Source organism: Providencia xihuensis, from assembly GCF_041953405.1.
Lineage (GTDB): Bacteria > Pseudomonadota > Gammaproteobacteria > Enterobacterales > Enterobacteriaceae > Providencia > Providencia vermicola.
This window is the reverse complement of the sequence record NZ_CP169565.1, coordinates 219,371-232,904: the sequence shown is the minus strand read 5'-3', so window position 1 is coordinate 232,904 and position 13,534 is coordinate 219,371. Positions and strand designations below refer to the sequence as shown.

General features: G+C 43.8%; 13 protein-coding genes. 10 read left to right on the top strand and 3 right to left on the bottom strand.

The features are described from left to right. Positions 1-307: 307 nt before the first annotated feature. A complete protein-coding gene (locus ACE2AL_RS01020; RefSeq protein WP_272573837.1) occupies positions 308-1,342 on the bottom strand; it encodes a 3-oxoacyl-[acyl-carrier-protein] synthase III C-terminal domain-containing protein in 1,035 nt (344 codons plus the stop codon). A gap of 420 nt (positions 1,343-1,762) precedes the next feature. Here ACE2AL_RS01020 and proP point away from each other — a divergent pair, with 420 nt between their 5' ends. From proP to ACE2AL_RS01005, 3 genes are read left to right on the top strand one after another with little or no spacing between them, the layout of a single operon-like run. Then, positions 1,763-3,265 carry a glycine betaine/L-proline transporter ProP gene (gene proP / locus ACE2AL_RS01015; RefSeq protein WP_206085039.1) on the top strand — a complete coding sequence of 501 codons (1,503 nt, stop codon included), beginning with the start codon at positions 1,763-1,765 and terminating at the stop codon, positions 3,263-3,265. Between the two features lie 17 nt (positions 3,266-3,282). Beyond that, positions 3,283-4,722, top strand: coding sequence for a deoxyribodipyrimidine photo-lyase (phrB, locus tag ACE2AL_RS01010; protein ID WP_206085041.1), 1,440 nt, complete (start codon positions 3,283-3,285; stop codon positions 4,720-4,722). A gap of 60 nt (positions 4,723-4,782) precedes the next feature. Further along, the gene (locus ACE2AL_RS01005; RefSeq protein ID WP_375083846.1) at positions 4,783-5,094 is read left to right on the top strand and encodes a monooxygenase; all 312 of its coding nucleotides are present in this window, start codon (positions 4,783-4,785) and stop codon (positions 5,092-5,094) included. A gap of 4 nt (positions 5,095-5,098) precedes the next feature. On the opposite strand, the gene ACE2AL_RS01000 is transcribed toward ACE2AL_RS01005, so the two are convergent. Both ACE2AL_RS01000 and paaZ read right to left on the bottom strand, forming a co-directional pair. Next, positions 5,099-5,860, bottom strand: coding sequence for a class I SAM-dependent methyltransferase (locus ACE2AL_RS01000; RefSeq protein WP_206085045.1), 762 nt, complete (start codon positions 5,858-5,860; stop codon positions 5,099-5,101). A gap of 96 nt (positions 5,861-5,956) precedes the next feature. Beyond that, complete coding sequence (paaZ, locus tag ACE2AL_RS00995; RefSeq protein ID WP_272538906.1) at positions 5,957-8,020, bottom strand: phenylacetic acid degradation bifunctional protein PaaZ; 2,064 nt, start codon at positions 8,018-8,020, stop codon at positions 5,957-5,959. 322 nt (positions 8,021-8,342) lie between these two features. Here paaZ and paaA point away from each other — a divergent pair, with 322 nt between their 5' ends. From paaA to paaG, 7 genes are read left to right on the top strand one after another with little or no spacing between them, the layout of a single operon-like run. Then, positions 8,343-9,281: a 1,2-phenylacetyl-CoA epoxidase subunit PaaA gene (gene paaA, locus ACE2AL_RS00990; RefSeq protein WP_206085054.1), complete on the top strand. Its 939-nt coding sequence runs from the start codon at positions 8,343-8,345 to the stop codon at positions 9,279-9,281. A gap of 33 nt (positions 9,282-9,314) precedes the next feature. Further along, the gene (gene paaB / locus ACE2AL_RS00985) at positions 9,315-9,602 is read left to right on the top strand and encodes a 1,2-phenylacetyl-CoA epoxidase subunit PaaB (RefSeq protein ID WP_225820082.1); all 288 of its coding nucleotides are present in this window, start codon (positions 9,315-9,317) and stop codon (positions 9,600-9,602) included. 10 nt (positions 9,603-9,612) lie between these two features. Then, positions 9,613-10,371 (top strand): 1,2-phenylacetyl-CoA epoxidase subunit PaaC, encoded by a 759-nt coding sequence (paaC, locus tag ACE2AL_RS00980; RefSeq protein WP_272538905.1) that lies wholly within the window; start codon positions 9,613-9,615, stop codon positions 10,369-10,371. Positions 10,372-10,375: 4 nt separating this feature from the next. Next, positions 10,376-10,885, top strand: coding sequence for a 1,2-phenylacetyl-CoA epoxidase subunit PaaD (gene paaD / locus ACE2AL_RS00975; protein ID WP_206085071.1), 510 nt, complete (start codon positions 10,376-10,378; stop codon positions 10,883-10,885). A 10-nt stretch (positions 10,886-10,895) separates the two neighbouring features. Next, positions 10,896-11,954 (top strand): 1,2-phenylacetyl-CoA epoxidase subunit PaaE, encoded by a 1,059-nt coding sequence (paaE, locus tag ACE2AL_RS00970; RefSeq protein WP_375083844.1) that lies wholly within the window; start codon positions 10,896-10,898, stop codon positions 11,952-11,954. Positions 11,955-11,962: 8 nt separating this feature from the next. Then, positions 11,963-12,736: a 2,3-dehydroadipyl-CoA hydratase PaaF gene (paaF, locus tag ACE2AL_RS00965; RefSeq protein ID WP_206085082.1), complete on the top strand. Its 774-nt coding sequence runs from the start codon at positions 11,963-11,965 to the stop codon at positions 12,734-12,736. Between the two features lie 2 nt (positions 12,737-12,738). Further along, positions 12,739-13,533, top strand: a complete 795-nt coding sequence (paaG, locus tag ACE2AL_RS00960; RefSeq protein WP_206085086.1) for a 2-(1,2-epoxy-1,2-dihydrophenyl)acetyl-CoA isomerase PaaG — start codon at positions 12,739-12,741, stop codon at positions 13,531-13,533. Position 13,534: the final 1 nt, after the last annotated feature.

Here is a 13,534-nt window from a genome sequence, read left to right as displayed (position 1 = left end):
AGGTCATACACGCTTGATAAAATACAGCGCGTATTCTTTTAGAGTTTGGTAAAATTCATTTTAAATCTTACTGTACTCTCTGATTATCAAACTTATTTAAAATCATTTATTTGATTGTAACCAAGTCAATTATTCATTCCTACTTATCAAATCCATTATAAAACAGAACGACACAATCCTCCGTTATTATCAAAAGAAGATGATGATAACGGAATAAATTAAGAGACTATTGTTAATATTAATCACTGCCATATAGATATCGTAAAATGATTAGCATAATTACCTAATCAATTTGAGAATGATTAAGTTATACTTTCCACAGTAAAACACCTGTTTGATACCCAGCACCAAATGACCAAAATACAATAATATCACCTTCATGAAGTAACCCTTTTTTCAAACGATGTGCATAGGCAACTAATGGGCTATTTCCGCCTGTATAACCATACTCATCACCAATATATTCAATCTGCTCCCAGGAAAGATTTAATGCATTTTTAATCATTCCAATATAATTTTTTGATAATTGAGAAAAGAAAAAACAAGAAACATCATTCAATTTTAAATGATGTTTTTCCAACTGGAATTGAATGGCTTCTATCGCAAAGGGCACACAGAGCTCTCCTGTAAAATTATCCCAGTGAAATTTCTCTTCTTGCATATTTTGGCTATGCGACAATCCATAGTGTGGAAATACAATCGTATCGGCATACTGACTATCAGTGTAATATTGACTATCGATGAGCCCAGCGCCTGAGTTGTCCTTTACTTTATCGAGTATCATTGCAACCGCCGCATCCCCAAATAAAGCCTCAGGGAAAAACTCATGTGGTTTTGCATATCGAGAAACTTGATCTGTAGAGATAATCAATGCTCTGCAATAGGACGCTTTTAATTTCAGCATCATGGCCGCTTGTTCAAGAACTGCCAGCATACTTAAACAATTTATATTCATATCGATACAAATACAATTGTGTTTAATATTGAACTTTCGATGAATAAATAATGCGTGAGTTGGCGATAAATACTCTACCGTCGTTGATGCGAAAATAATAATATCAATATTACTATCATCCACTATCGGCTCTGCTGATTTAAATGCCATCGTTAATACATTTTCACTTTCAAGGTCAGAAACATAACGCTGTCGCTTACCTAATGATTCAAATAGATTATTAATATTTTTAATATCGCCATGCTTTTTGATAAAATATTCATTCCCCCTAATTTTTGCAGGATGATAAACATTAATCGCTGATATTTTCACGGAATTGTTCATATTACCCCCTATATTCATGGAGTATTTAGCATAGTTCAAATCAGCAAAAATAAAATACAACATATTGATTGTTATAGTTTTTATTATATATAATCAACATTGTTAGCCTAATGCATTATTGATATAAGTAACATGTTGTTATAAACCTAACCCGCTAAAATAAAACGCTAAAAATTCTTCTTTTTCGGCATTAAAAGCCAAGTATTTTACATTCTAGCGATATTAATGTATTATTGGTAACTAGTTTGATTATTCTCAGGTGGTTATTTTGCTCTATTTACAAAAAAAAGTGCTCTCTATTTCTCTCTCTAACTCTACTGTATTACTCCATTATCTAGCTCAATTTTAAATTTTAAAAACTGAACAAAAATTCATACAGCGACTATTATAAATGATAGGACTTTACACGTTGTTTAAGTATGAAAACCCACACCTTAAATGTGATTTATCTCGTTGTTGAAATTCAAATAAGAGGATGGTTTCATGAAATTCAAGAAGAAAAAAGAAAAACCATTAAATATTAATGACATTACAATCATTGATGATGGTAAATTAAAAAAAGCAATTACCGCTGCTTCACTGGGTAATGCGATGGAATGGTTTGACTTTGGTGTATATGGCTTCTTAGCTTACGTATTAGGTCAAGTTTTCTTTCCAGACGCATCACCGAGCGTCCAGATGATTGCTGCACTAGCGACATTCTCCGTGCCCTTCTTAGTTAGGCCATTAGGGGGAGTGGTATTTGGTATCTTAGGTGATAAGTATGGTCGACAAAAAGTGTTGTCGATGACCATTATCATTATGGCGATAAGTACGTTCTGTATTGGTTTGATCCCATCATATGAAAGCATCGGTATTTGGGCACCAATCTTGTTATTAATTGCTAAATTAGCACAGGGCTTCTCTGTCGGTGGGGAATATTCAGGGGCTGCAATTTTTGTTGCCGAATATTCACCTGACCGTAAGCGTGGCTTTATGGGCAGTTGGTTAGACTTTGGTTCTATCGCAGGTTTCGTGCTAGGTGCAGGTGTAGTAGTGCTAATTTCCAGTATCGTTGGAGAGGCAAACTTCCATGATTGGGGCTGGAGAATTCCGTTCTTCTTAGCCTTACCTTTAGGGATCATTGGGTTATATCTTCGCCATTCCCTTGAAGAAACGCCCGCTTTCCAACAGCACGTTGAGTCACTGGAAAAACAAGACAAAGCCAATATTCAAAATCCACCCAAAGTTTCAGTACGCGAAGTGGCATCGAAGCATTGGAAAAGCTTATTAATTTGTGTTGGCTTAGTGATTGCAACTAATGTCACGTATTACATGTTGCTGACTTACATGCCAAGTTATTTATCACATAACCTAAATTATTCAACTGACCATGGTGTGCTAATAATTATCGCCATTATGATTGGTATGCTATTTGTTCAACCCGTGATTGGCTTAACCAGTGATAAAATTGGCCGTCGCCCATTTGTTATTATCGGTAGCGTAGGTTTAGTGCTATTGGCTTACCCTGCTTTTATGCTAATTAACAGCGGCTCAGTTGGGTTAATTTTTGTAGGATTACTGATCCTTGCGATATTGCTAAACTGTTTTACTGGAGTCATGGCATCAATTTTACCCGCGATTTTCCCAACGCATATTCGTTACAGTGCCTTAGCCATTGCCTTTAATATCTCAGTATTAATTGCAGGTGCTACCCCAACTGTTGCAGCTTGGTTAGTCGAATCAACCACAGATTTATACATGCCAGCCTATTACTTGATGGTGATTGCATTGATTGGCTTATACACAGGTATTCGCATGCCAGAAACAGCCAATAAACCGTTGCGGGGTGCAACACCAGCGGCGTCGGATAAAGCCGAGGCGAAAGAAATCTTGAGTGAACATTTTGACAATATTGAGCAAAAAGTTGAAGATATTGACCAACAAATTGCTGAACTTGAGAAAAAACGCCAGTCGTTAATTAACCAGCATCCTAAATTAGATTAACGCCTAGGAGGAAAGCGGTGGCAGCCAAGCATCTTATCTGGTTTCGTCATGATTTACGCGTCACAGATAATAAAGCCCTTTCCTCGGCCTGCGCTGACCCGCAGGCCAATGTCATCGCCCTCTATACCGCCACGCCCGAACAGTGGAAACAGCATGATGTCTCTGTACGGCAAATCGCCTTTATTCATCAAAACCTTGTCGAATTACAACATTCCCTTGCTGAGTTAGGTATCCCACTCATTTGCCATACTGTGGATAATTTTGTAGATGCCGCTAAATGGGTACTAAATTACGCCAAAGAACAGCAGGCGGATGCCTTGTTTTTCAATCGGCAGTATGAATGGAATGAAAAGAAACGTGATGAGTGGTTGATAGAACACGCATCACCAATGCATGTCCATACTTTTGATGATGCGCTGTTGCTCCCACCTGGCGCAGTAACAAATCAAAAAGGTGAGATGTACCAAGTTTATACCCCATTTCGCCGTGCTTTTCTAACCCAACTCACTGTCACAGACTACCGTTCCTTACGTGCCCCTGCTCAGCGCTCAAAGCCGTTAGAGATTAAAACAATCCTGCCGCTATTTCCTCATGAGGATCAAAACATCGCGCAATCTTTCCCTGCAGGTGAACAAGCTGCCTTAAAGCAGCTCAGGCAGTTTTGCGCTAAAAAAGTTACAGATTACCAACATGATAGAGATTTCCCCTCCATTAATGGCACTAGCCAGCTATCGCCATACCTCGCGATTGGAGTGTTATCCCCTCGCCAGTGCATCAATCGTTTGCAAGCTGAAAACCCACAATTTCTTGACTACCCTGATAGCGGCGCATTCACTTGGTTAAATGAATTAATTTGGCGTGAATTTTATACCCACCTTTTAGTGGCATTTCCTCGCCTGTGCCGCCACCAGCCCTTTATTCATTGGACACAATATATTCATTGGAATGATTCACCTACCGATTTTGAGGCATGGAAAATCGGACAAACGGGCTACCCAATTGTTGATGCAGCCATGCGGCAGCTGAATACCACAGGCTGGATGCATAATCGGTTACGAATGATTGTGGCGAGTTTCTTAGTCAAAGATTTACTCATTGATTGGCGGGAAGGGGAAAAATACTTTATGACCCAGCTGATTGATGGGAGTTTAGCGGCGAATAACGGCGGCTGGCAATGGTCAGCCTCTACAGGTGTGGATGCCTCCCCTTGGTTTCGTATTTTCAACCCGACCACACAAGGGAAAAAGTTTGATGCTCAGGGCACGTTTATCCGCTATTGGCTCCCTGAATTAAATGGCGTCCCTGATAAATATATCCATACCCCCCATGAATGGGCAGAAGAAAACAATATAGCCATTGATTATCCGAAACCTATCGTTGATCACAAACAGGCGCGTTTAAACACACTGGATGCGTTTGAAGCAGGTAAACGCAATAGTCTTAAATACGATAAATAGCAAAGTTATTATTTGTGTTAAGGGTTATTATGCAAGCCTAATGATAAGGAGATGCAATCGATGAGCGTAATTTTACAGGTAGACTTCCCATACCAAGGCCCATGGGGCGAAGAAATGACGGCGGCAATGAATGATTTAGCTAAGTCAATCAACCAAGAACCTGGTTTTATCTGGAAGATTTGGACTGAAAACCAACAAACTCAAATGGCAGGTGGAGTTTACATGTTTGCTTCTGAGCAAGAGGCAAACGCATATTTAACCAAACACAGTGCGCGTTTAAAAGCCTTTGGTGTGCCTGATGTCCGAGGGGAAATTTTTGCCGTGAACACCGCACTCAGCCAACTTAACCAAGCGCAGTTTATCGCAAAATAAGCACTTATTGGCGATGAAATTCAAATAGCATCACATCAGAGGTAAATGAGCCATCTGCTTGTAATGCAAAATGGTGTTTCACTTCATCACTGAGCGTGTTTTGAAATTGGCGAATTGCCTCAACTAAAGGTTGTGGCGTTCGCATCCGTTCAACCCAACTGGTAAATTCAAGGGGCAAACGGAAACTTTGAACACCACTAACAAATAGCCCTGCATTGTTGAACATCCCTGCCCATTCCCCTGCGGAATAATCGCGAATATGCGATGTATCCCTTAAAACTTCAACGGTTTGCAGATAAATGTCCAACAATGGGTGACCTGGTGAAACCACATCAATAAAAATGCCTTTTCCACCCACTTTTAATACACGGCGGACTTCACGCAGTGCTTTTTCAACATCATGCCAATGGTGTGCAGAATAGCGGCTAATCACCCGATCAAAATGATTATCTGCAAACGGCAGTTGTTCAGCTGTGCCTTTGCAGGTCGCGATATTGGTTAATTGGCGCTCTTGCGCGTTTTTCGCCACAACACTCAGCATCGAGTCGGACAGATCATATGCTGTGACAGATTTAACCCATGGCGCGGTATAAAAACTCGCATGCCCTGCACCACAGCCAAGGTCAAGGACATCCTCAGCTTGGCAACCCTGTAGCAACCTCTGCAAGGCGAGTAAATCTTCACCTTGCGCATGAACTTGACTGGTTAAATAGGCGTTGGCTTGCTCATCAAATTGCTGATAAACCGCTTGATGGTGCGTTTTCATTTCTGTTTCCTGACATTTTGTTAGCGATTTCCCATCACAACAGAAAATGATTGAAAAAGCACCTATTTGTTTGTAACCGTTTCATCACAATCATGGTTAATGAAAATCCCCATGACGGCGTTCCACCAGCGTCAAAATGCTATAAAGTGCCACGGCTGTATCGTCTTGGTTAAAGACTTGCACATCCCATTCAACAACACCATTTGGTTTATCTTCGGCTAATTTCTGTGGTTTTTTTATCTTTTTCTTGCACGTTAGACGAACTTGTATCGTATCGCCAATTTTTACGGGTTCGATAAAACGCAAATTTTCCATGCCATAATTTGCGATAACTGGCCCAACGCCTGCATCAACAAACAGACCTGCTGCGGCTGAAACCACAAAATACCCATGGGCAATACGTTCACCAAACAGTGATTGTGCCGCCCCGATTTTATCCACGTGCACATAGAAATTATCACCACTGAGGCAAGCAAAATTAGCAATATCGGCCTCCGTCACCGTACGCCTTGCTGTGAGCAACGTATCGCCTATCACTAAGTCTTCAAAATGTTTTCGAAATGGATGAACAACATCAGTTACCATCTCCGCACCACGGATCCACTGCTGGCTAATCGCGGTTAACATCGATGGGCTCCCCTGAATGGCTGTGCGCTGCATATAATGCTTCACCGCTCTCAATCCACCCAGTTCTTCACCGCCACCTGCACGCCCAGGCCCACCATGCACTAGTAGAGGTAGTGGTGAGCCGTGTCCTGTTGATTCTGCCGACGATGCCTCATTTAATACCAACATGCGTCCATGTGCGCGTGCACTTGCTCGGATCACTGATTGAGCGACCTGTGCATCCGCTGTCACTAATGTGCCCGCCAAGCTACCGCCCCCGAGAATGGCAAGTTGCACCGCTTGTTCAAGGCTTTCATAACTCATTAACGTCGCAACAGGGCCAAATGCTTCAGTTTCATGGACGGCCGAAGATTTAAATGGCTCTGCGCAGTACAATAATGTCGGTGGATAAAAGGCACCGTTTTGGCTATCAGCACCGATGACCGCTAATTGTTCAAACTGCCCACCACAGAGTACTTCACAGCCATTGTTTCGTAGATAATCCACTTTCGTCTGCACATCTTGGCGCTGTTCTAAATTAATCAACGCCCCCATGCGTACCCCATCAACTGCGGGGTCACCAACTGTCGTCGCCGATAACCGTTTAAGCAGTGCTTGTTTAACATTGTCTAACTGATTTTTCGGTACAATAATACGACGGATGGCCGTGCATTTTTGCCCTGCCTTTGCGGTCATTTCACCGGTCACTTCTTTAATAAACAATGCAAATTCAGGCTGTTCTGGCTGCACATCATTCCCTAAGATCGCACAGTTCAGTGAGTCGGCTTCCATGGTGAAAGGCACTGATTTTTCTATGATACGCGGATGGGATTTAAGTTTTTGCCCTGTGGAGGCTGACCCTGTGAACGTGACGACATCCTCAAAATCAAGGTGATCAAACATATCCCCGACGCCACCACAAATCAGCTGAATAGCCCCCGCAGGTACCAAACCACTGTCGACCATCAGCTTGACCATCGCTTGGGTGACTTGAGCCGATGCTGTCGCAGGCTTGATAATGGCAGGCATACCCGCTAGCCATGTAGGTGCCAGTTTCTCTAGCATTCCCCAACAAGGAAAATTAAAAGCATTGATATGCAGCGCCACGCCACGGCGAGAGGTCAAAATATGATGGCCAATAAATTGCCCCTGCTTAGACAAAGGAACCGTGTCACCTTCAGGCCAAATGGTGTCATCGGGGAGCTCTCTACTTGCCAAACCTGAATAGGCAAATAACGTCCCAATACCCCCTTCAATATCCACCCAGCTATCTGCTTTTGTTGCCCCTGTTTGCGCTGAAATCGCATAGAGTTCCGCCTTATGCTCCAACAAATACTTGGCCACCGCTTTAAGCATCTGCCCCCGTTGCTGGAATGACATAGCAGATAGCGCCTCCCCTCCAACTTCTCGCCCATAGGCCAGACTGTCAGATAAAGGAAGCCCCTCGGTTGTCACCGCGTATAAAGCCTGATTAGTAAGTGCATGATAGATCGCCCGCTCTTTACCATTACCCTGTACCCACTTCCCCATAATGTAACTTGTTAAATGCTGCATATCTCACTCCAGAAATAAAGGAAATAAACAAAACCAATATTTAAATATGTATCATAAAAATAATCATAGATGCTAATTTAAATTTAACAAATTAAAAACAAATTTGCATAAATCTAAGTTCACACTCAAATCCACACAAAAAGAAATGAATATATATTATTGATTTTATTATGTTTACAATAAAACCTTGTGAAGTGCCTCGCAGAATTAAGTTAATGAACATTGATCTTTATGTTAAATATTCCTAGCATCAATGTTAAATATAAATGATTCATTATTTTAAATTAAAAAATATTTTTCGAATCACTTAATGGAAAAATCAATGAACGAGAAAAATCAGGCTAACTTCGAGGCCAAAATCGAAGCGGATATTTCCATCGAGCCCAAAGACTGGATGCCCGATGCCTATCGGCAGAACCTTATTCGCCAGATCGGCCAACATGCCCACTCCGAAGTCGTGGGAATGCTCCCGGAAGCCAATTGGCTCACCCGCGCACCGACGCTGCGCCGTAAAGCTATTTTACTCGCCAAAATTCAAGATGAGGCTGGCCATGGCCTTTATCTATACAGCGCAGCAGAAACCCTTGGCTGTTCTCGCCAAGATATCTACCAAAAGCTGCTTGATGAAAAAATGAAGTATTCCTCGATATTTAATTACCCCACGTTGAGTTGGGCTGATGTAGGCGTAGTTGGCTGGTTAGTCGATGGAGCCGCGATTGTGAACCAAGTCGCGCTATGCCGTGCATCCTACGGCCCTTATGCACGTGCAATGGTGAAAATTTGTAAAGAAGAAAGTTTCCACCAACGCCAAGGTTATGAAGCCGTGATGGCCCTAGCAGAAGGCACTGAAGCACAAAAGGCGATGTTACAAGATGCAATAAATCGCTTCTGGTGGCCTGTTCTCACCATGTTTGGCCCGAATGACTCCGATTCTCCGCACAGTGCACAAAGTATGGCGTGGAAAATTAAACGCTTTAGTAATGACGAACTCCGTCAAAAATTTATCGATAACACTGTGCCACAAGTCGAAGCACTCGGTATGACCATTCCTGATCCTGATCTCATGTGGGATGACGAGCTGGGTCACTACCGCTTCGGGGAAATTGATTGGGCAGAGTTTTACCAAGTGATTAAAGGTAACGGCATTTGTAACCATGAGCGCCTGGGTGCAAAGCGTAAAGGCTGGGAAGACGGAGCATGGGTACGCGAAGGTGCCATGGCACATAGTCGCAAGCAAAAGTCCATAAAATCCGCAGCGTAGTTTACTGACCAATGCTCAGAAAAGGAAAATACCATGAATAACCAAGATTGGCCTTTATATGAAGTTTTTATTCGCAGTAAACAAGGTTTGGCTCACCGCCATGTCGGAAGCTTACATGCCGCAGACGACCAAATGGCGCTAGAAAACGCCCGTGATGCCTACACTAGACGCAGCGAAGGTTGCTCGATTTGGGTCGTCAAAGCTGCCCATTTAATTGCATCGCAGCCTGAAGATAAAAGCACATTCTTTGACCCTGCGGATACCAAGGTTTACCGCCATCCAACTTTTTACACCATCCCTGATGGCATTAAAAACATGTAAGGAGCACCTCATGAATCATCAAGAACAGCTCCATCATTACGCATTACGGCTCGGTGACTCGCCATTAATTCTTGCACAACGTCTGTGTGAGTGGTGTGGGCATGCACCTGAAATCGAAATTGATCTCGCACTCTCTAATATTGGCCTGGATTTACTGGGGCAAGCACGCAATTTTTTAAGCTACGCCGCCCAGCTAAAAGGCACCGATTATGATGAAGATAAGCTGGCCTTTTTACGTGATGAACGAGAATTCAGCAATCTATTACTCGCTGAACAGCCAAATAACGGCTTTGATGACACACTGGTACGCCAATTTTTTATGGACGCTTATCACGTTCCACTCTACCAAGCCCTGATCCATAGCCGCGATGAACAACTTTCGGCTATTGCAGAAAAATCCCTCAAAGAGGCAATTTACCACCTGCGCTTTAGCCGTAATTGGATGATCCGTTTAGGGGATGGTACAGAGGAAAGTCATCGACGAATGCAAGATTCTGTTAATGCATTATGGCGCTTTACTGGTGAACTTTTTCACGCAGATAACATTGAAATTGCCCTCAGCGAAGCGGGTTTTGCCGTTGATCCTCGTTCTTTGAAAGACACATGGTTAAACACCATCAATGAAACCTTTGATGAAGCCACGCTTAGCGTACCTGAGAAAGACGCTTATCGTTTAGGGGGTAAGCAAGGCAGCCATACTGAACATCTCGGCCTGCTGTTAACGCAATTGCAATTTATGCAACGCACTTACCCAAATAGCCAGTGGTGATGCTATGGAACAGAGACTGCAATTCAACGAGCTTCAATCACCCCAAGTTCATCAGATCTGGCAACAGCTGCACCAAATTTCCGATCCTGAGCTGCCTGCACTCTCTATTACTGATCTTGGCATGATCCGCAAAGTGCTTCCAGATAACCAGGGTTGGAAAGTCATTTTTACACCGACCTATTCGGGTTGCCCTGCAACCGAATTTTTAATCAATGAAATTAAAACGGTTTTGGGCAATGCGGGTTTTGAACAGGTTGATATTGAAGTCATGTTAGCTCCTGCTTGGACCACCGATTGGATGAGCCAAGATGCCAAAAGGCGCTTACGTGAATTTGGTATTGCGCCGCCACAAGGCACTTCTTGCGAGCACCCTGAGCACAAGGGAGCCATTCGTTGTCCACGCTGTGATAGCGAACAGACTGAAAAAATTAGCGAATTCGGTTCAACCGCATGCAAAGCATTGTATAAGTGCGCCGAATGCTTAGAGCCATTTGATTACTTTAAATGTATTTAGGGGCACTCATATGACTGTATTTCATCGTTTAAGTATTGCTGCCATTGAGCGCGACACCCCTGACGCCGTTGCGGTGACGTTCGATATTCCTGATGCCTTACGCGAACAATATCGTTACCGTCCAGGGCAGCATCTCACCTTAAAAGCCTTAATTAATGGTGAAAATTTGCGCCGCTGCTACTCCATTTGTAGTTCACCTGACGAAGAGACACTAAAAATTGGCGTAAAAGCCATTTATGAAGGACGCTTTTCTAATTTTATCAACCAACAACTGAATGTCGGCGATAGCCTCGATGTAATGATCCCACAAGGGCAGTTTGGCTACCAGCCTGAAACGCATACCCATGCACACTACCTTGCCGTTGCTGCGGGCTCTGGGATCACCCCACTGCTTTCAATCATTAAAGCCACATTGCAAACAGAGCTTAAAAGCCATTTTGTGTTGATTTATGGTAATCGTAATAGCCGTTCTGTGATGTTTAAAGAGAGTATTTCAGACTTAAAAAACCGCTTTGCTGAGCGTTTCCAAGTGCTTTATCTGTTTAGCCAAGAGCTTCAAGACAGTGAACTCCTTAGCGGGCGTATTAGCCAGCAACAGCTTTTGGCATTAGGTAACACACTATTAAATTTTAAACAATTTGACCACGCGTTTATCTGCGGCCCTGAAAGTATGATGGATGAGGTGCATGACACCCTCGTGAGTTACGGCATACCAAAAGAATTCGTACACACTGAGCGTTTCAACACATCAAGAGCAAAATTTAAACCCACTGCCGCCAAGTCCAATGAAACTCGCCAAGTCAGTATTCACCTTGATGGTCGCACTTTGAATATCAGCATGGACAGTCAAGATGACAGCATTTTGGATGCGGCATTACGCCAAGGCGCTGACCTGCCATATGCCTGTAAAGGGGGCGTGTGTGCAACCTGTAAATGCAAATTGCGTTCAGGAGAAGTGGAAATGGGCGTCAATTACAGTCTTGAACCAGACCAGATTGCCGATGGTTACATCCTGAGTTGCCAAGCCTGGCCAAAGGGTGATGGCGTTGTTTTAGACTTTGACGTATAGGAAGCGCAATGAAAAACCCCTGGATTTTATCTCAGCAAAATCAGCGTGTTCTTACTCTAACGTTGAATCGCCCCGAAGTGCGTAACGCGCTTAGCACCCAATGCCTTGAGTTGCTGGTACAACATCTTGAATCCGCTGATAACAATGAGGAAATCGGTGCGATAGTCATCGCTGGCAACCCGCGTTTCTTCGCTGCTGGCGCGGATCTTAAAGAGCTACAACAGCAAACTGTCGCTAACGCGATAACGGATAAACGCCCTCAAGTATGGCGTCGTTTATCCATGATATCAAAGCCAATTATCGCTGCCACCAATGGGTATGCACTCGGGGCAGGCTTCGAGCTACTACTCGCCAGTGACATGGTGATTGCAGGGGAATCCGCCCGTTTTGGGTTACCCGAAATTACCCTCGGTTTAATGCCTGGAGCGGGCGGTACACAGCGTTTGATCCGCGCTGTAGGCAAATCTTTAGCGATGCAAATGGTGCTGACAGGGGAACCGATTAGTGCCAAACACGCACTCCAAGTGGGCTTAATCAGTGAAATTTGCGTTGACGATTTAGTGGTCGAACGTGCTCAACGACTTGCACAACGCATTACAGAGCATGCGCCTTTAGCCGTGCGTGCGGCAAAGGCAGCCTTAGTCCACGCCCAAGATAACCACCTTACTGAGGGACTAAAACTAGAGCGCCAATATTTTGTGGCCTTAGCAGGCACGCAAGATCGGCAAGAAGGGATCGCAGCCTTCTTTGAAAAACGCCCACCTCAGTTTACAGGACAATAACCATGACAAACGAAGCGATGATCCTCACCGCACTGGAAAATGGGGTTCTTACGGTAACCTTAAACCGCCCTGATAGGCTCAATAGTTTCAATGATGAAATGCATCGTCAGTTGAGTGATGCCATCAAAATTGCAGAACGTGACGACACGGTGCGTTGCTTAGTGATCACAGGGGCTGGCCGTGGTTTTTGTGCAGGTCAAGATCTCAACGATCGTAATGTCAACGTCGGTAGCGAAGCGCCTGATCTCGGTTTTTCTGTAGAAACCTATTATAACCCACTGATCCGCCGTCTTACGGCCTTACCAAAACCCATTATTTGCGCAGTCAATGGTGTCGCGGCAGGTGCTGGTGCAGCTATCGCATTAGCTGGAGATATTGTTATCGCCGCCAAAAGTGCCAGTTTTATTCAGTCATTTTGCCGCCTGGGTTTAGTTCCCGATTCAGGGGGAAGCTGGTTTTTGCCCCAGCTAGCTGGGCACGCCAGAGCGATGGGCATGGCATTATTGGGGGACAAAATCAGCGCAGAGCAAGCATTGCAATGGGGAATGATTTGGCAAGTTACTGAAAATGAAGCACTCACAGACACTGTTCAGCAACTAGCTCAACACCTTGCGACACAACCTACCTACGGTCTCGGCCTAATCAAAAAAGCCATTTACTGCGCAGCAACCAATACCCTAGATGAACAACTAGACCTTGAGCGCGATTTGCAGCGTTTAGGTGGACGTAGCGAAGATTACCGCGAAGGGGTAAGTGCTTTTTTAAACAAACGCGAACCGCAGTTTAAGGGGCGATAAC